Annotated in this window: 15 protein-coding genes; 1 reads left to right on the top strand and 14 read right to left on the bottom strand. The window is 61.1% G+C overall.

Annotation, left to right across the window (positions count from 1 at the left end; translation table 11 throughout):
- Positions 1-4: 4 nt before the first annotated feature.
- The 12 genes from AC3IX1_RS02735 to AC3IX1_RS02680 form a co-directional block, all read right to left on the bottom strand.
- Complete coding sequence (locus AC3IX1_RS02735; protein ID WP_489387038.1) at positions 5-1,939, bottom strand: methyl-accepting chemotaxis protein; 1,935 nt, start codon at positions 1,937-1,939, stop codon at positions 5-7.
- A 150-nt stretch (positions 1,940-2,089) separates the two neighbouring features.
- Positions 2,090-3,379 (bottom strand): adenylosuccinate synthase, encoded by a 1,290-nt coding sequence (locus AC3IX1_RS02730; RefSeq protein ID WP_477753169.1) that lies wholly within the window; start codon positions 3,377-3,379, stop codon positions 2,090-2,092.
- Between the two features lie 54 nt (positions 3,380-3,433).
- Positions 3,434-4,621, bottom strand: coding sequence for an ATP phosphoribosyltransferase regulatory subunit (locus tag AC3IX1_RS02725; protein WP_489387037.1), 1,188 nt, complete (start codon positions 4,619-4,621; stop codon positions 3,434-3,436).
- Between the two features lie 312 nt (positions 4,622-4,933).
- Positions 4,934-5,803, bottom strand: a complete 870-nt coding sequence (gene hflC, locus AC3IX1_RS02720) for a protease modulator HflC (protein WP_056725458.1) — start codon at positions 5,801-5,803, stop codon at positions 4,934-4,936.
- A complete protein-coding gene (gene hflK, locus AC3IX1_RS02715) occupies positions 5,803-6,978 on the bottom strand; it encodes an FtsH protease activity modulator HflK (protein WP_489387036.1) in 1,176 nt (391 codons plus the stop codon). Before hflK ends, hflC begins: the two co-directional genes overlap by 1 nt.
- A 96-nt stretch (positions 6,979-7,074) precedes the next feature.
- The gene (hflX, locus tag AC3IX1_RS02710) at positions 7,075-8,376 is read right to left on the bottom strand and encodes a ribosome rescue GTPase HflX (protein ID WP_008048071.1); all 1,302 of its coding nucleotides are present in this window, start codon (positions 8,374-8,376) and stop codon (positions 7,075-7,077) included.
- Between the two features lie 12 nt (positions 8,377-8,388).
- Positions 8,389-8,649, bottom strand: a complete 261-nt coding sequence (hfq, locus tag AC3IX1_RS02705; protein ID WP_007902656.1) for an RNA chaperone Hfq — start codon at positions 8,647-8,649, stop codon at positions 8,389-8,391.
- Between the two features lie 92 nt (positions 8,650-8,741).
- Positions 8,742-9,713, bottom strand: a complete 972-nt coding sequence (gene miaA, locus AC3IX1_RS02700) for a tRNA (adenosine(37)-N6)-dimethylallyltransferase MiaA (protein WP_046039821.1) — start codon at positions 9,711-9,713, stop codon at positions 8,742-8,744.
- Positions 9,713-11,623, bottom strand: a complete 1,911-nt coding sequence (gene mutL, locus AC3IX1_RS02695; RefSeq protein WP_489387035.1) for a DNA mismatch repair endonuclease MutL — start codon at positions 11,621-11,623, stop codon at positions 9,713-9,715. Before mutL ends, miaA begins: the two co-directional genes overlap by 1 nt.
- Complete coding sequence (locus tag AC3IX1_RS02690) at positions 11,620-13,050, bottom strand: N-acetylmuramoyl-L-alanine amidase (RefSeq protein WP_489387034.1); 1,431 nt, start codon at positions 13,048-13,050, stop codon at positions 11,620-11,622. The genes mutL and AC3IX1_RS02690 overlap by 4 nt, the downstream gene beginning before the upstream one ends.
- The gene (tsaE, locus tag AC3IX1_RS02685; RefSeq protein ID WP_150727883.1) at positions 13,051-13,521 is read right to left on the bottom strand and encodes a tRNA (adenosine(37)-N6)-threonylcarbamoyltransferase complex ATPase subunit type 1 TsaE; all 471 of its coding nucleotides are present in this window, start codon (positions 13,519-13,521) and stop codon (positions 13,051-13,053) included.
- On the bottom strand, positions 13,509-15,008 hold the full coding sequence (locus tag AC3IX1_RS02680) for an NAD(P)H-hydrate dehydratase (RefSeq protein ID WP_489387033.1): 1,500 nt from the start codon (positions 15,006-15,008) through the stop codon (positions 13,509-13,511). The genes tsaE and AC3IX1_RS02680 overlap by 13 nt, the downstream gene beginning before the upstream one ends.
- Before the next feature lie 63 nt (positions 15,009-15,071).
- Here AC3IX1_RS02680 and queG point away from each other — a divergent pair, with 63 nt between their 5' ends.
- On the top strand, positions 15,072-16,151 hold the full coding sequence (queG, locus tag AC3IX1_RS02675) for a tRNA epoxyqueuosine(34) reductase QueG (RefSeq protein ID WP_489387032.1): 1,080 nt from the start codon (positions 15,072-15,074) through the stop codon (positions 16,149-16,151).
- Here the strand turns inward: queG and AC3IX1_RS02670 are convergent.
- Together AC3IX1_RS02670 and orn are read right to left on the bottom strand one after the other, a co-directional pair.
- A complete protein-coding gene (locus AC3IX1_RS02670; protein WP_489387031.1) occupies positions 16,133-16,744 on the bottom strand; it encodes a trimeric intracellular cation channel family protein in 612 nt (203 codons plus the stop codon). The two genes, queG and AC3IX1_RS02670, sit on opposite strands and share 19 nt — an antisense overlap.
- An 87-nt stretch (positions 16,745-16,831) precedes the next feature.
- Positions 16,832-17,374 (bottom strand): oligoribonuclease, encoded by a 543-nt coding sequence (gene orn / locus AC3IX1_RS02665; protein WP_489387030.1) that lies wholly within the window; start codon positions 17,372-17,374, stop codon positions 16,832-16,834.
- Positions 17,375-17,430 lie beyond the last annotated feature (56 nt).

Below are 17,430 nucleotides of genomic sequence, written 5' to 3'. Positions count from 1 at the left end.
AACACTAAGCCCTGAACTGCCCCAGGCTCGCCTTCAACTGCGCCGCCAGACCATCGAGCACCTTGCCGCTCGCCGTGGTCTCCACAACCGCTTGCGCCGCTTTCTCGGCCTGGGCATGAATGGTCTGGACCCGCCCCCGAACCGCCTGTGCGCCCTGAGCCTGATGCGCCGCCGCCTGGGTGGCCAGACCGATCGCCGCATGCACTTGCTCGACGGACGCCTGCACCGACTGCTGCAACCGCGCACTGTCGCGCAGCACCAGCAACCCCTCACTGGCCTGGCGCCCGGCCTGACCAATCGCCGCCACCGCCTCACGCGCGCCTTGCTGCAAAGCGACAATGTGCGCCTGAATATCGCCGGTGGAGCTCTGCGTCTTGCTCGCCAGCGCTCGCACCTCATCGGCCACCACCGCAAACCCGCGCCCGGTCTCGCCGGCACGCGCCGCTTCAATCGCCGCGTTCAGCGCCAGCAGGTTGGTCTGCTCGGCGATCCCGTGAATTACCGTCAGAACCACCTCAATCTGCTCACTTTGCTGCGCCAGACGCTCGATGACCTGCGCCCCGGTATCGACCTGACCGGCCAACGCCTCGATCAGGCTGCCGACCTTCGCCGAGGTCCGGGTGTTTTCATCGGTGGCCTGGCGAATGTCCACCACCTGCTTCAGCGCCGCCTGCATGGCGTGGCTTTCCGACTGGGCCTCATCGGCCATTTGCGACAAGGCGCGCAAACTCTCCGCCACCTCGTCACGCTGCATGCCGGCCGCCGCATCCGCGCCGGCGTTGCGCAAAGTCATCGCACCGATTTCCACGCCGGTACGCTGGGCCACATCACCCGCCTCGCGCACAATCGGCTGCAACTTATCCACAAAGCGATTGACCGCCGAGGCCATGTCGCCGATTTCATCCTTGCTGTTGATCTGCACACGCTTTGTCAGATCGCCCTCGCCCGCCGCCAGGTCATCCATGGCAACGATCAGCATTTTCAGGCGATTGACCACCCGGCGACCGAGCACCACCGCCAACAACAGCAGGACACCGAAACCCACCGCCGCCAGACACACACCGATGCGCCAGCGCAATGTCGCAGCGGCTTCCTGCACGGTACTGGTGGTATTGGCCTTCATTTCAGCCGCTGTGGACTGCGCCGACTGCAGGCGCGAGCGCATGGCCGTGGCGCTGTCGGCGGCCGCGCCCTTGAGGCTATCGCCCACCAGTTGATCGCTGCTGGCGATCAACGCCGAGAAGCGCTTGTCGAGGGCCGCCAGATCAGTCTCCACCGAAGCCGTCGAGACCCCCATCAGGACCTTGCCGATTTCTACGCCGTTAGGATTGATCGGGGCCTCGATGTAGAACACCGACGGATCGTTCTTCGCCGCATCCAGCACCTTGTCCAGCGCACGCTCGCCCTGGCCTTTTTCCAGCAGCGCCTTGTTGATCGGGTTTTCCCGGTTGAGGTAGCGCGTCAGGTGCTGGCCGGTGGCGTCGTCATACACCACGAACAGCACATTGGGATTGCGCTGGGCCCGACGGGCGAATTCGGAAAGCGTCGGAACGTCGTTGTCCCACATGGCGCGGGGCGCGACAGAGGCCAATAGCTGCGCCATGTCGTTGGCGGAGTCCTTCAGATCTTTTTCCAGCGTTGAGCGCAGTTGCGCCTGCTCGTCCTTCAGCCGCGAGGACAAACCGGCCGTCAGGCGTTGACGCGTGCTGGTGGAGAGGCTGTCGAGGCTCGACGTGACTTCACGCCCCGCCTGCTCAAGCTCAGCGGAAAGCTTTTGACTGTCCGCCCCCAGGCGCATGCCCAGATCGGCCTCCAGCGCGGTCACCGTGCTCCGGGTCAGAGCAACAGCCACCAGCACCTGCACCAAAAGGGCGATACCAAGGGTAACGAACACGGGCCGCAACAAACGGCTTTGTAACAACGAGAGAACGGCCGACATCTGAAATCCCTCTGCTTTGGCGCCATTAAATTGATAGCACGCCGGAAGCAATGCTTTTTTTAATGTTCACAGCAAAGGTCATGCCGTCCAACAGGCATAAACGACAAAGGCCCCAATTAAGGGGCCTTTGTGTTTTACATCAACGACTTATCAAGCAAACGGATGACGCAGAACGATGGTTTCGTTGCGGTCCGGGCCCGTCGAAATAATGTCGATCGGCGCGCCGATCAGCTCTTCAACGCGCTTGATGTAAGCACGGGCGTTAGCTGGCAGCTCTTCCAGGGTTTTGGCACCCACGGTCGACTCGGTCCAGCCCGGCACTTCTTCGTACACAGGCTGCAGGCCCACGTAGCTGTCAGCATCAGTCGGGGCAACGCCATTACCTTCCGCATCCTTGTAGCCGACGCAGATGTTGATGGTTTCCAGACCGTCGAGTACGTCCAGCTTGGTCAGGCAGATGCCCGAGATGCTGTTCACATCGATAGCGCGACGCAGGATAACAGCGTCGAACCAGCCACAACGACGAGCACGGCCGGTAGTCGCGCCGAACTCGTGACCTTGTTTAGCCAGGTGCGCACCGACTTCGTCAAACAGCTCCGTCGGGAATGGACCCGAACCTACACGTGTGGTGTAAGCCTTGGTGATGCCCAGGATGTAGTCCAGGAACATAGGGCCAACACCCGAGCCGGTAGCAACGCCGCCAGCGGTGGTGTTAGAGCTGGTCACGTACGGGTAGGTACCGTGGTCGATGTCCAGCAGGGAGCCTTGGGCGCCTTCGAACATGATGTCTTTGCCAGCGCGACGCAGGTCGTGCAGCTCGGCAGTCACGTCCAGCATCAGCGGCTTGAGCAGCTCAGCGTATTCCTTGCATTCGGCCAGGGTCTTGTCGAATTCGATGGCCGGCTCTTTGTAGTAACCCACCAGCATGAAGTTGTGGTAATCCACCAGTTCACGCAGCTTGTCTTCAAAGCGCGGCATGTTGAGCAGGTCGCCCACACGCAGGCCACGACGTGCAACCTTGTCTTCGTAGGCCGGGCCGATGCCGCGACCGGTGGTACCGATCTTCAGCTCGCCACGGGCCTTTTCACGGGCCTGGTCCAGCGCAACGTGGAAGGACAGGATCAGCGGGCAGGACGGGCTGATACGCAGACGCTCGCGCACCGGTACGCCTTTTTCTTCCAGCTTGGTGATCTCGCGCAGCAGGGCGTCAGGTGCAACCACCACGCCGTTGCCGATCAGGCACTGCACGCCTTCGCGCAGCACGCCCGACGGGATCAGGTGCAAGACGGTTTTTTCGCCATCGATCACCAGAGTGTGACCAGCGTTGTGGCCACCCTGGTAGCGCACTACGGCGGCAGCATGTTCGGTCAGCAGATCAACGATCTTGCCTTTGCCCTCATCACCCCACTGGGTGCCCAGGACTACGACATTCTTACCCATAACACTTGTCCTCATTCGCGCAAACTTGGTGCCGGCGGCAGCCGGCAGGAAAACTCAAGAAGCCAGTGGCGATACTTGCCAAAGCCCGTTCTGCTGAATCAATTGCCGGTCGCAGTCCGCTTCACGGGCGGCGGCCAAAGGCTGTCCAGGCAAGGCCTGAACGACACGCTGACCCTCACTGCGCAACTGGCAAACCTGCTGCCAGAGTGCCGCATCCGTACTGTCAGGCATCCAGATACCGCCAGACGGTAGCTCGATCTCAGCACGCCCCAGGGTCACCAGGGTTTTCAAATCGGTGGAGAAGCCGGTCGCCGGACGGGCGCGACCGAAGTCGGCGCCGATGTCGTCGTAACGACCGCCCTGGGCAATGGACTGGCCAACGCCCGGCACGAACACGGCGAACACCACACCGGTGTGGTAGTGGTAGCCGCGCAGCTCGCCCAGGTCGAAATACAGCGGCAGCTCAGGGAAACGCACGGACAGCCGCTCGGCAATCGCCAGCAAGTCGTCCAGCGCTGCCAGAACAGGGGCAGGCGCCTTGGCCAGGCGCTCGCGGGCCGCAGCCAGCACTTCACGACCGCCACACAGGTCGACCAACGCACGCAGCATGCCCGACAGATCGGCAGGCAAGCCTTCGGTCAAGGTAATGACCTCGTCGATGGCCTTGCGTTGCAAGGCATCGAACAACTGCTGCTCGACTTCACCGGACAAACCGGCCGCGCGGGCCAGGCCGCGGTAGATACCGACATGGCCGAGGTCCATGTGCACATCCGGCACGTCGGCCAGTTGCAGCATGGCCAGCATCAGGCTGATGACTTCGACGTCGCTGCTCGGGCTGCCATCGCCGTACAACTCGGCGCCCAACTGGATCGGGCTGCGCGAGGTCGACAAGGCGCGTGGCTGGGCATGCAGCACGCTGCCGGCATAGCACAGACGGTTCGGGCCTTCGCGACGCAGGGTATGCGCATCGATGCGCGCCACCTGCGGCGTGATGTCGGCACGGAAACCCATCTGACGGCCCGATTGCGGGTCGATGACCTTGAAGGTGCGCAGATCCAGGTCCTGGCCCGCGCCGGTCAGCAGGGATTCCAAGTACTCGATATGGGGAGTCACGACAAACTCGTAACCCCAGCTCTGGAACAGATCCAACACCTGACGACGCGCGACTTCAATACGCGCAGCTTCCGGTGGCAGTACTTCTTCGATGCCATCTGGCAGAAGCCAGCGGTCTACCGTTGCCATTACGCCTTCCCCTATCTCCGGGCGACCAGCCTGTCGGCGAGCCTTGAGTGAAGCAGAAAATGATCGGCTTGCGCACAAACCACGCGCATGAGCGACGGAGCGAAAAGCCCTTCTACCGGCTTCGCCAACCACTTTCCTCGAAAAACTGTCGAGCCAATCGGCCCGGCATCTGCTTAAAAACAGCAATCAAACATGCAGACGCAAAAAAGCCGGGAATTTCCCGGCTGCCGCATCATACACACGTTTTCCCAAAGGATCACCCCGCCAGAGGTTTTAGCCGCCCGGCGGGGGATAAATCAGGTCAACGCCGTATCAAGGCTTGGCTTTTTCCAGGTAGTGGAAGAAGTCACTGCTTGGGTCGAGGACCAGTACGTCGGATTTGTTCGCAAAGCTTTCACGGTACGCACGCAGGCTACGGTAGAACGCGTAGAACTCCTGGTCCTGACCGTACGCCTTGGAGTAGATCGCAGCGGCCTGGGCATCACCGTCACCGCGAACCTCTTCGGATTCACGATAGGCTTCAGCCAGCAGCACGCGGCGTTGACGATCGGCGTCGGCACGGATGCCTTCTGCCAGTTCGTTACCCTTGGCGCGGTGCTCGCGAGCTTCACGCTCACGCTCGGTGCTCATACGTTCGAACACACTGCGGTTCACTTCTTTCGGCAGGTCGATGGTCTTGACCCGAACATCGACCACTTCGATGCCCAACTCTTTCTCGGCCATCTTGTTCAGCGAAGCCGTGATATCCGCCATCAGCGCATCACGTTCACCCGACACCACTTCGTGCAGGGTGCGCTTACCGAACTGGTCACGCAGGCCCGATTCCAGACGACGGGACAAACGCTCGTCGGCGATCTGCTTGAGGCCGGAAGTCGCGGTGTAGTAACGCTCTGCGTCCTTCACGCGCCACTTGGCGTAGGCATCGACCATCACGGCTTTCTTTTCCAGCGTCAGGAAGCGTTGTGTCGGTGCATCCAGCGTCATCAGGCGTGCGTCGAATTTACGCACCTGGTTAACGTAAGGCACTTTCACATGCAGGCCTGGCTGAACATCGGTCTGGACCACGCGACCGAACTGCAGCAACACCGCACGCTCGGTCTGAGCCACGATGTAGAAGCAGTTCCAGGCAGCGATCGCCACGACGACGCCGACAATAAGGGCGATCAGCGATTTATTGCTCATCAGCGACTCTCCCTGGTACGAGCTTGCTGTTGCTGCGGATCTGCTGCCGCACGCGAACTCGCTTCATTGCTGGTGGCTGCCGCACTGCTCACCTGCGTGCTGGTGCTGCGACCACTTTCGACCATCTTGTCCAGCGGCAGGTACAACAGGTTGTTCTGGCCGTTCTTGTTGCCGGTCACGAGAACCTTGCTGGTGTTGGTGAAGACTTCCTGCATGGTGTCCAGGTACAGACGCTGGCGGGTGACTTCAGGCGCCTTGCGGTACTCGGCGACCAGTTTGGTGAAGCGATCGGCCTCACCCTTGGCGCGCGAGACGGTCTCGTCACGGTAACCATTGGCATCCTCAAGGATGCGCTGGGCCTGACCACGAGCTTCCGGCACGACGCCGTTGGCATAGGTTTCGGCCTGGTTGCGCGAACGCTGCTCGTCTTCCCGGGCACGGATCACATCATCGAAGGCTTCCTGGACTTCGCGCGGTGCCGCTGCGCTCTGTACGTTGACCTGGGTAACGGTGATACCGGTGCGATAGGTGTCCATGAAGCGTTGCAGACGCTCCTTGATCTCGCTGGCCATCAACTCACGACCTTCGGTCAGTACCTGGTCCATCGCGGTGGAACCCACCACATGGCGCAAGGCGCTGTCGGTCGCGTGCTGCAGGCTGATTTCCGGCTGATCGACGCTCAGCACGAAGTCCTGCAGGTTGCTGATCTTGTACTGCACGGTCAGCGGCACTTCGACGATGTTCTCGTCTTCAGTCAGCATCTGGCCCTGCTTGGTGTAGGCACGCTCACGCGTGACGTTCTCCATGTACTTCTTGTCGATCGGCGGGAAGTAGATGTTCAGGCCCGGACCCACGGTTTCGTAGTACTTGCCGAAGCGCAGCACTACAGCTTGCTCCTGCTCGTCGACGACATAAACCGCGCTGTACAGCCAAACGGCGGCCAAGACGACCAGGCCGATGCCGAGCAGGCCGCCAAAGCCGCCACTCTTGCCCGGGCCACCGCCGTCGTCGCCACCACGTTTCTTACCGCCACCGAACAAACCGTTCAGGCTTTCCTGCAGCTTTCGGAAGGCCTCGTCGAGATCCGGTGGTCCCTTGCGGTCGCCGTTGTTACGACGCTTGCCACCCCAAGGATCCTGATTATTCGAGTTGCCACCCGGCTCATTCCAAGCCATAGCGCTCTCCATCTGATAAAGCAAAGACGCACCCACGGCGCGCCGACCAATGCTACAGAATGCCTGTCACCACGGCACAACCGCTTTCTCAGGCTTTTATTGCAAAGTGTGTTGTTCGATGAACTCCATCGGCTGCAATCCCTCGCGGCTTACCAGTCGATTCAACTCGACCCGGGGCAAACGAACGGCCAGCAAACTGATGCCTTCTTCGTCGTGTTCTTCTTTCTGCACCGCACCGAGTTCGAAGAACTGCGCACGCAGTCGAGCGAATCGTTGCGGCAAGCGCAAGGTACCGACAAACAAATCACTGCCCAGTAACTCGGCAATGGCTTGCTCAAGCAATTCCAGACCACTGCCATCACGTGCCGACAGCCAGACCCGTTGGGGCTTGCCGTTTTCGTCGCGCTGGATTTGTGGCTCAACGCCTTCAAGCAAATCGAGTTTGTTATAGACCTCGAGGATCGGCAAGTCCTGAGCACCAATCTCGCCGAGCACCACCATTACCTGCTCGATCTGCAACATGCGATCTGGTTCGGCCGCATCGATCACGTGCAGCAACAGATCGGAGTTGCTCGACTCTTCGAGAGTAGACCGAAATGCTTCGACCAGCTTGTGGGGCAAGTGGCGAATGAAACCCACAGTGTCCGCCAGGACAATCGGCCCCAGATCGTCTATATCCAGACGACGCAGGGTCGGGTCCAGCGTGGCAAACAATTGGTCAGCTGCGTAGACGTCGGATTTCGTCACGTTATTGAAGAGCGTGGATTTACCGGCGTTGGTGTACCCCACCAGGGACACGGTAGGAATATCCGCACGCGATCGGCCACGGCGCGACTGTTCTCGCTGGCTGCGCACTTTCTCCAGCCGACCCTTGATCTGCCGCAGGCGAACCCGCAGCAAACGGCGGTCGGTTTCCAGCTGGGTTTCACCCGGGCCACGCATACCGATACCGCCACCCTGGCGCTCAAGGTGAGTCCAGCCACGAACCAGCCGGGTGCTCATGTGGTCAAGCTGGGCCAGTTCGACCTGGAGCTTGCCTTCATGGGTACGGGCGCGCTGGGCGAAAATATCGAGAATCAGACCGGTACGGTCGATCACGCGACACTCGAAAACACGTTCGAGGTTACGTTCCTGACTGGGTGTGAGGATGTGATTGAAAATCACCAGATCGGCCTGTTCGGCTTTGACCAGGTCGCGCAGTTCCTCGACCTTGCCACTGCCAATCAGGGTCTTGGCGGTTGGCCGATGACGCGGCACGTTAAAAAACGCAACGGTCTCGGCACCCGCCGAATTAGCCAATTCCTGAAACTCCTGCGGATCTTCGCGCGCCTCAGGGTCCTGTCCATCCAAGTGAACGAGGATTACTCGCTCACCACCACCGTGGCGCTCAAAGAACAAAGGAGACTCCTATCAGGCGTTACCTGGCTCAGCGTCACCAGCTTCGGATTCAGTTGCGCTAGGCAGACGAATTGGACGAACCGGCACCACTGTAGAGATCGCGTGTTTGTAGACCATCTGGCTGACGGTGTTTTTCAGCAGGATAACGAACTGGTCGAAAGACTCGATCGTGCCTTGCAGCTTGATACCGTTGACCAGGTAGATGGACACCCCAACTTTCTCTTTACGTAAAGTATTCAAGTAAGGGTCTTGTAGCGAATGCCCTTTTGACATGTGCCGCACTCCTTTAAGGATTCAATATAAAAATAGGTAATCAGATGGCTTTGGCCGCCACACCCCCAAGGATAGACGGCAATTGCAAGGACTCAGCTCAATATGGAGATGGTCCCAAGGTATTTCAAGGCGCGCGGCAGATTGTCGCAATCCAGACTGTCCAGCCAATGCAGATCAGTCCAACTGCGCAGCCAGGTGAACTGGCGTTTCGCCAATTGGCGCGTGGCAATGATTCCACGCTCCTGCATCTCGGCTGACGTCAGCTTGCCATCCAGGTAGTCCCAGACTTGGCGGTAGCCTACTGCACGTATAGACGGCAACCCGGCATGCAGGTCACCTCTATTACGCAGGGCTACGACCTCGTCAATGAATCCCTGTTCCAACATTAAAGTGAATCTTTGTTTAATTCGCTCGTGCAGTACCTGGCGATTTGCCGGAGCAATGGCCAAGTTCGCGACAGTATAGGGCAATTGTTGCAGTCCCGAAGCGGCTGCTTCGGTACTTTGCACAGATTGTTGCAATCGCAGGGCGGTCATGCTTTGACCGCTGACACGATAAACCTCCAGTGCTCGACTCAATCGCTGGGGATCGTTCGGATGTATTCGGGCTGCGGATTCCGGATCAATCACCGCCAATTGTTCGTGCAAGGCTTGCCAGCCAAGGCGCGCAGCCTCTTCTTCAATTTGCGCACGGACCTCGGGATCGGCGGCCGGCATATCCGCCAGACCTTCAACCAAAGCCTTGTAATAGAGCATGGTGCCGCCCACCAGCAGCGGAATTTTTCCGCGCGCGGTGATATCGGCCATGGCTTCCAGGGCGTCACGGCGGAAATCCGCGGCCGAATAGCTCTCGGCCGGGTCGAGAATATCGATCAGACGATGCGGATATTGCGCCAGCAGTTCTTTGGAAGGCTTGGCGGTGCCGATGTCCATGCCACGGTAGACCAGCGCCGAATCGACGCTGATCAACTCGCAAGGCAGGACCTTGGTGAGTTCGATGGCCAGGTCGGTCTTGCCGGCGGCGGTCGGGCCCATCAGGAAAATCGCAGGTGGGAACTGGCTCATCAACGACCGCGCAAGAACAGTTTGTCCAGATCGTCCAGGCCCAGTTGGGTCCAGGTCGGTCGGCCATGGTTGCATTGACCGCTGCGCTCGGTGTTTTCCATGTCACGCAGCAGACCGTTCATTTCCGGCAGGGCCAGGCGCCGATTCGCACGAACCGCACCGTGGCAGGCCATGGTCCCGAGCAATTCGTTCAGGTGCGCCTGAATGCGGTCGCTGGTGCCGAACTCCATCAGATCAGCCAGGACGTCGGCGACCAGCCGGTTGGCTTCGGCCTGCTTGAGCAGTGCCGGGATCTGCCGAATCGCCAGGGTTTCCGGGCCCAGGCGCTGCAATTCAAAGCCCAGGCGCTGGAACCAGGCGACATGTTCCTCAGCGCAATCGGCTTCACGCTGACTGACGGCCAGGGACTCCGGCACCAGCAACGGCTGGCCGCTCAGACCTTCGCTGGCCATCGCCACCTTCAGTCGCTCATACATGATCCGCTCGTGGGCGGCGTGCATGTCCACCAGCACCAAGCCCTGGGCGTTTTCCGAAAGAATGTAGATGCCCTTGAGTTGTGCCAGCGCATAACCGAGCGGCGGGATGTCGTCCTGCCCGGCCGGCAGCGCGACAGCATTGGCCTCGGGCAGCGGCGCAAAAAACTCGCGATAGGCGGCCTGCACTTCGGCAACAGGGGCACCGGACTGCGGTCGCGGCGTGTACTGATATTGATAACCCGCGCCAGCTCCCGATCCCGCCGGCGTATTGAACGACGGCTGAGCCTGGGGCTGTTCCAGCAGCGCATTGGCGGCCAGGCGCATTTCGCCCTGGGGCCCGAATTCACCGGCTTCAAGGCCGGTAGGCCGGACGATGGCCGTGGCGACCGGAGCCGCCAGCTGATCGTCGGGGCGCACATCGCCCAAGGCGCGGTGCAAGGTGCCGTAGAGGAAATCGTGAACCATGCGCCCTTCACGGAAGCGCACTTCGTGCTTGGTCGGGTGCACGTTGACGTCGACGCCGGTCGGGTCGACTTCGAAAAACAGCACGAAGGTCGGGTGCCGACCGTTGAACAGCACATCGCGATAGGCCTGGCGCACTGCGTGGGCCACCAGTTTGTCGCGCACGGCACGGCCATTGACGAAGAAATACTGCAAGTCGGCCTGGCTGCGATTGAAGGTCGGCAGGCCGACCCAGCCCCATAGATGCAGGCCGTTGCGCTCGATTTCGATCGGCAGTGCCTGCTCCAGGAAGCCCGGCCCGCAGATCGCCGCCACGCGCCGGGCACGGGCCGAATCATCATGGGCCTCGTGCAGGCTGAGGATGGTCTTGCCGTTGTGGCGCAGATGGAACGCCACATCGAAGCGCGCCAGGGCCAGGCGCCTGATCACTTCTTGCAGATGATCGAATTCGGTTTTTTCGGTCTTGAGAAACTTGCGCCGCGCCGGCGTGTTGAAGAACAGGTCGCGCACTTCAACCGAAGTGCCCACCGGGTGGGCCGCAGGCTGCACGCGGGGCGCCATGTCACGACCTTCGGTTTCGACCTGCCAGGCCTGATCGGCGTCGCGGGTGCGGGAGGTCAGGGTCAGGCGCGCTACGGAGCTGATCGATGCCAGGGCCTCGCCGCGAAACCCCAGGCTCATGACCTGTTCGAGGTCTTCCAGGTTGCGGATCTTGCTGGTGGCGTGACGGGCCAGGGCCAGCGGCAGGTCATCGGCGGAAATGCCGCTGCCATCGTCGCGCACCCGCAGCAATTTGACGCCGCCCTGCTCCACATCGACATCGATGCGTTTGGCGCCGGAGTCCAGGCTATTTTCCAGCAGTTCCTTGATCACCGAAGCCGGGCGCTCGACCACCTCACCCGCGGCAATCTGGTTCGCCAGTCGCGGGCTGAGCAGTTCGATTCGCGCGCCGTTGTTCACGACCTGATTCATTCTTTGGCCGCCAGTTCAGTGCCCGGAATCGTCAGGTGCTGACCGACCTTGAGCTCATCGGTCGACAGGCTGTTGGCGCTGCGCAGGGTCGCGGGCGATACCTGATAGCGCACGGCGATCATCGCCAGGGTCTCGCCCGGGTTGACGCGGTGGTCACGCGGACCTTGCACAATCTTGCCGGAGTCGCGCAGCCAGGCAATGTAAGTGCCCGGTGGCGGGTTCTGCTGGAAGAACTGGCGCACGCCGCTGCTGATCGAACGCGCCAGCGCCTGCTGGTGGCTCGACGCGGCAAGCTTCGAGGCTTCGTTGGCGTTGGAGATAAACCCGGTTTCCACCAGGATCGACGGAATATCCGGCGACTTCAGCACCATGAACCCGGCCTGTTCGACCCGCTGCTTGTGCAGCGGTGTCACCCGGCCGATGTTGCTCAGCACCTTCTGGCCAACGTTCAGGCTGGAGGTCAGGGATGCCGTCATCGACAAATCGAGCAGTACGCCGGCGAGCATGCGGTCCTTGTCATCGAGGCTGACATTGCCGGCACCACCGATCAGGTCGGAACGGTTTTCGCTGTCGGCCAGCCAGCGGGCAGTCTCCGAGGTGGCACCACGGTCGGACAAGGCGAACACCGAGGCACCGAAAGCAGCGGTAGAAGGCGCAGCGTCGGCGTGGATCGAGACGAACAGGTCGGCGCCTTTCTTGCGGGCGATTTCAGTACGGCCGCGCAGTGGAATGAAGTAGTCGCCGGTACGGGTCAATTCGGCGCGGAAACCTTTCATGCCGTTGACCTGGCGTTGGGTTTCGCGGGCAATCTGCAGCACCACGTCTTTTTCGCGCTGGCCTCGGGAGCCGGAAGCCCCCGGGTCTTCGCCACCGTGACCGGCGTCGATCACCACAATGATGTCGCGTTTGCCGGCCGGTGCTGGCGGCAATTTGATTGCTGGTTCCGTCGGCGTGACCGGTACGGCAGGCACCGTGGCGACCGACGGTGTCGGCGCTGGAGGAGGCGCGGCGTCTGCGGCGTTATCGAACAGATCGACCACCAACCGGTTGCCGTACTGGGCGTTCGGCGCCAGGGAGAAGCTTTTCGGCGTCACGGCCTTTTTCAGGTCGATGACCACCCGCAGGTCGGTCGGCGTGCGTTGAGCCGAGCGCATGGCGGTAATCGGGGTGTTCGAGGTGTTGACGTTGAGCGGCGCACCGAGGGTCGCGCCATTGATGTCGATGACCAGGCGATCCGGGGCCGTCAGGGTAAAGACGCTGTGTTGTACCGGGCCGGTCAGGTCAAACACCAGTCGTGTGTTGTCCGGTGCCCGCCACAGACGAACACTGTTGACCTTCGAATCGGCCACAGCGTCGACGGTCACCGCCAAAAACAACACCCCTACGGCAGCCACCAACGCGCGAAAGCGCATACCTAACCCCATCATCTATTTGGATTCCAATGCCAAAGCGGCACACCAGGCCTCGCCACGCGAGCCCTGGGATAAAATTTTCAGCGAACGCCCGCTGTCTTGCGGGCTAATGGTAATGGTCAGGTCAGGCTTTGGCAAAAAGCCTGCACCTTTATCGGGCCATTCGATCAGACACAGGGCATCGTCTTCGAAGTAGTCGCGGATACCGAGGAACTCTAGCTCTTCCGGATCGACCAGACGGTACAAATCGAAATGGAAGGCGCGAATGTCGCCGATCTCGTAGGGCTCAACCAGGGTGAAGGTCGGGCTTTTGACTGCCCCGACATGCCCAAAGCCGCGGATGATGCCTCGGGACAACGTGGTTTTGCCCATCCCCAGGTTGCCCTCAAGGAAGATCAGGCCATGGCCTTGGGTGATTCGGGCAATGCGTGCGCCAAAGTCGCTCATGGCCTGCTCATCGGCCAGGTACAGGGTTACTTCAGACACGGTGCTTGCTCCTCCAACAACTGACGAATGGCTGGGATCAGATCACTGGCCGCCAGCCCACGGCCCGATTTTCCTTGTTGCTCGCCGGCATTGGCGTGCAGCCAGACCGCCAGGCAGGCCGCGTCGAATGGCTCCATGCCCTGGGCCAGCAATGCGCCGAGCAAACCGGCCAGCACGTCGCCCAAACCGGCGGTGGCCATGGCCGGGTGCCCCTGATGACACAGCGCCAGACGCCCGTCGGGATGGGCGATCAGGCTGCCGGCACCTTTGAGGACGACGACCGCTGTATATTTTTTGCTCAAGGCATGGGCTGCGGCGGGACGGTCAGACTGAACGTCGGCAGTGCTCACCCCAAGCAAACGTGCCGCTTCGCCCGGGTGCGGAGTGATCACGCAATTGCCGGGCAAACTCACACGCTCCTCGGCCAACATGTTCAGCGCATCGGCGTCCCAGACTTGCGGCAGCGGTGCATTGGCAGCAGCCGATAACAAGCTGCGCCCCCAGCCAGCCTGGCCCAGCCCCGGACCGACAACCAACACAGAAACTTTTTGAAGCAACCCCATCAACTGATTGGCCGACGAAGTACCCTGCACCATCGCCTCGGGTATCCGCGCCAGCGCGGCCGGGACATGTTCGCTGCGGGTCGCAACGGACACCATGCCCGCGCCGCTACGCAGCGCACTTTGCGCGCTCAGCAGGATCGCGCCACCCAACCCACGGTCGCCACCGATCAGCAACACATGGCCGAATTTACCTTTATGGGAAGCCTGTGCCCGCGCCGTTGGACGCGGCAGATTAGCAGCGGTCAAGCGACGGGCGGTGAAAGCAGCGCCTTCTATCAGCTGAGGGTCAGCGTGCAAGTCGTTGAACAGCAGTTCACCGACCACATTGGCCGCCTCGCCGGTGAGCAATCCCACCTTCAAGCCAATAAAGGTGACCGTCAGGTCGGCACGTACGGCACGACCAAGGATGCGGCCCGTATCCGCGCACAACCCTGACGGAATATCCACCGCCGCAACCGGCAGTCCGCTAGCATTGATCGCGCCGATGGCGCTGGCATACGGCTCACGCACATCTCCGCTAAGACCAGTGCCAAGCAAAGCATCCAGCACAATGCCGCGCAATCCGGATTGTGCCGTCCAGGGCTCGATGAGCACGCTTTCGGATACCGCCTCGGCATGGGCCAAGGCCGCATCGCCCTGCAAGCGCTGCGGATCCCCCACCGCCAGCACCCGCACCGACCAACCGGCACGCCGGGCCAACACGGCCACCAGGTACCCGTCCCCGGCGTTGTTGCCATGCCCGGCCAGCACGCTCAGCTCGTTCGCAGTCGGCCACTGCCGCACCAGCGCGCGCCACGTCGCTCGCGCCGCGCGCTGCATCAATTCGAAGCCTGCTGTGCCGGCGGCGATCAGGCTTGCGTCGAGTGCTCGCACCTGGGCGGCGCTATACAGCGCGTCGGGTAATTCATCTTTAGTGTGCGGCATGCGTCTTCGGGCTCCGATGTCTGGCAGAATTATACGCACCTCAGCTCCGGTTTCTCTCGTCTCATGCCCGCTATTACCACAGACCTGCCCGCCCTCGCCCAATCCATCAAGGACTGGGGCCGCGAGCTTGGCTTCCAGCAAGTCGGCATCAGCGGCCTCGACCTGGCCGAGCATGAGCAGCACCTGGAACGCTGGCTCGAAGCCGGCTACCACGGCGAAATGGACTACATGGGCGCCCACGGCAGCAAGCGCTCCCACCCCGAAGAGCTGGTACCGGGCACTTTGCGCGTGGTGTCCTTGCGCATGGACTACCTGGCCGGCGACACCCAAATGGCGAAAGTGTTGGCCCAACCGGAAAAAGCCTACGTCTCCCGTTATGCCCTGGGGCGCGATTACCACAAGCTGATCCGCAAACGCGTGCAGCAACTGGCAGAAAAGATTCAGGCGGTCATCGGACCTTTCGGCTTTCGCGCATTCGTCGACAGTGCTCCGGTGCTGGAAAAGGCCATCGCCGAACAGGCGGGGCTTGGATGGATCGGCAAAAATACCCTGGTCTTGAATCGCAAGGCTGGCAGTTACTTCTTCCTCGCCGAACTGTTCGTTGACTTACCGCTGCCAGTAGACCCGCCCCACGCCACCGAACACTGCGGGCGGTGCAGCGCCTGCCTCGACATTTGCCCGACCAATGCCTTCGTCGGCCCCTATGTGCTGGATGCCCGACGCTGCATTTCCTACCTGACCATCGAACTCAAAGGCGCCATTCCTGAAGACCTGCGGCCACTGATCGGCAATCGTGTGTTTGGTTGCGATGACTGCCAGATCGTCTGCCCGTGGAACCGCTTCGCTCGTCCGTCCGGTGAAAGCGACTTCAAGCCGCGGCACAATCTGGACAATGCCGGGCTGGCGGAACTGTTCATGTGGGATGAAGAGAAATTCCTGAGCAGCACCGAAGGCTCGCCGCTACGCCGGACCGGTTACGAAAACTGGTTACGCAACCTGGCGGTGGGGTTGGGGAATGCGCCTTCAACGATTCCGGTGCTGGAGGCGCTGAAGGCGCGACGGGAACATCCTTCGCAACTGGTACGTGAACATGTCGAGTGGGCGTTGCGCCAACATGCCGAACGTCAGGCTTCGTCGTTGTAGACGAACTTGGGCATCTCCCAATGAAAACGGATCGCCAGCAAGCGCAGCAGAAAGCCACCGAACAAGGTGATCAGAATCGATTGTTCATCGGGTAATTGCAGAGAAATGCAGAGCATGTAGCACCACGCCGCCGCAAACGAAACGCTGGCATAAAGCTCACGCCGGAAAATCAGCGGAATATCGTTGCAGAAAATGTCCCGCAGGATGCCGCCAAAAACCCCAGTGATCACGCCGCTGACCGAAGCCACCAGCATGCCATGGCCCATTTCCAAGGCAGTGATGCAGCCGATCAGGGTGAACGCCACCAGGCCCATGGCGTCGAGCACCAGGAACAGTGAGCGCAAATGCCGCATCCAGCGCGCAGTGAACACCGTGATCATGGCGGCCGCCGTGGTCAGCACCAGATACTCCGGGTGCTTGACCCAGGTCAGCGGGTAGTGCCCGAGCAACACATCACGCACCGAACCGCCACCCAATGCCGTGACGCAAGCGATCAACACCACACCGAACCAGTCCATGCCACGACGCCCGGCAGACAGGGCGCCGGTCATGGCTTCGGTGGTGATGGCGATCAGGTAGAGCATCAGCAGCATAGTGGCGGTCCTTGCAAAAAGGCGCGCAGTCTACTGACTTCGCTTGAGCACCAAAAGAGGGCGAGTCGCCACAAAAGCCCGATAGCTTCAAGCCTTGATGAAATGCTTGCGGTAGTGCTGCAACTCGGCGATGGATTCGCGGATGTCGTCCAGCGCCAGGTGGGTGCTGCCCTTCTTGAAGCTGTCCCGCACGTCCGGCGCCCAGCGCGCAACCAGCTCTTTGAGCGTGGACACGTCGAGGTTGCGGTAGTGGAAATAGCTTTCCAAAGATTTCATGTGGGTATAAAGGAAGCGCCGGTCCTGGCAGATGCTGTTGCCGCAGATCGGCGATTTGCCCTTCGGCACCCACTTCTCCAGGAAGGCGATGGTTTCGGCTTCGGCTTCGGCCATGCTGATGCGGCTGTCGCGAACCCGCTGGGTCAGCCCGGAACCGCCGTGCTGACGGGTGTTCCACTCGTCCATGCCGGCGAGGATTTCGTCGCTGTGGTGAATGGCGATCACCGGGCCTTCGGCCAGGGTGTTCAGGTCACTGTCGGTGACGATGGTGGCCATTTCGATGATGACGTCGGTGTCCGGGTTCAGACCGGTCATTTCCAGGTCGATCCAGATCAGGTTCTGTGGGTTTTGCATGTGTCGGCTCCTAGGCAATGCTGCGCAGTTTAGCCTAGGCCGGTGGCCGGGCGTGC

This window comes from Pseudomonas sp. KH_046_2 (assembly GCF_057838985.1).
The sequence above is the reverse complement of the archived record's forward strand: the minus strand, read 5'-3'. Positions and strand labels throughout refer to the sequence as shown.

Bases quoted from the DNA above. Each gene is read 5' to 3' on its own strand.
- hflC (WP_056725458.1), bottom strand. From the start codon at position 5,803: ATGAGCAATAAATCGCTGATCGCCCTTATTGTCGGCGTCGTCGTGGCG.
- hfq (WP_007902656.1), bottom strand. From the start codon at position 8,649: ATGTCAAAAGGGCATTCGCTACAAGACCCTTACTTGAATACTTTACGT.
- AC3IX1_RS02725 (WP_489387037.1), bottom strand. From the start codon at position 4,621: ATGGCAACGGTAGACCGCTGGCTTCTGCCAGATGGCATCGAAGAAGTA.
- AC3IX1_RS02690 (WP_489387034.1), bottom strand. From the start codon at position 13,050: ATGATGGGGTTAGGTATGCGCTTTCGCGCGTTGGTGGCTGCCGTAGGG.
- AC3IX1_RS02735 (WP_489387038.1), bottom strand. From the start codon at position 1,939: ATGTCGGCCGTTCTCTCGTTGTTACAAAGCCGTTTGTTGCGGCCCGTG.
- orn (WP_489387030.1), bottom strand. From the start codon at position 17,374: ATGCAAAACCCACAGAACCTGATCTGGATCGACCTGGAAATGACCGGT.
- queG (WP_489387032.1), top strand. From the start codon at position 15,072: ATGCCCGCTATTACCACAGACCTGCCCGCCCTCGCCCAATCCATCAAG.
- AC3IX1_RS02680 (WP_489387033.1), bottom strand. From the start codon at position 15,008: ATGCCGCACACTAAAGATGAATTACCCGACGCGCTGTATAGCGCCGCC.
- miaA (WP_046039821.1), bottom strand. From the start codon at position 9,713: ATGAGCCAGTTCCCACCTGCGATTTTCCTGATGGGCCCGACCGCCGCC.
- AC3IX1_RS02730 (WP_477753169.1), bottom strand. From the start codon at position 3,379: ATGGGTAAGAATGTCGTAGTCCTGGGCACCCAGTGGGGTGATGAGGGC.
- hflK (WP_489387036.1), bottom strand. From the start codon at position 6,978: ATGGCTTGGAATGAGCCGGGTGGCAACTCGAATAATCAGGATCCTTGG.
- mutL (WP_489387035.1), bottom strand. From the start codon at position 11,623: ATGAATCAGGTCGTGAACAACGGCGCGCGAATCGAACTGCTCAGCCCG.
- AC3IX1_RS02670 (WP_489387031.1), bottom strand. From the start codon at position 16,744: ATGCTGCTGATGCTCTACCTGATCGCCATCACCACCGAAGCCATGACC.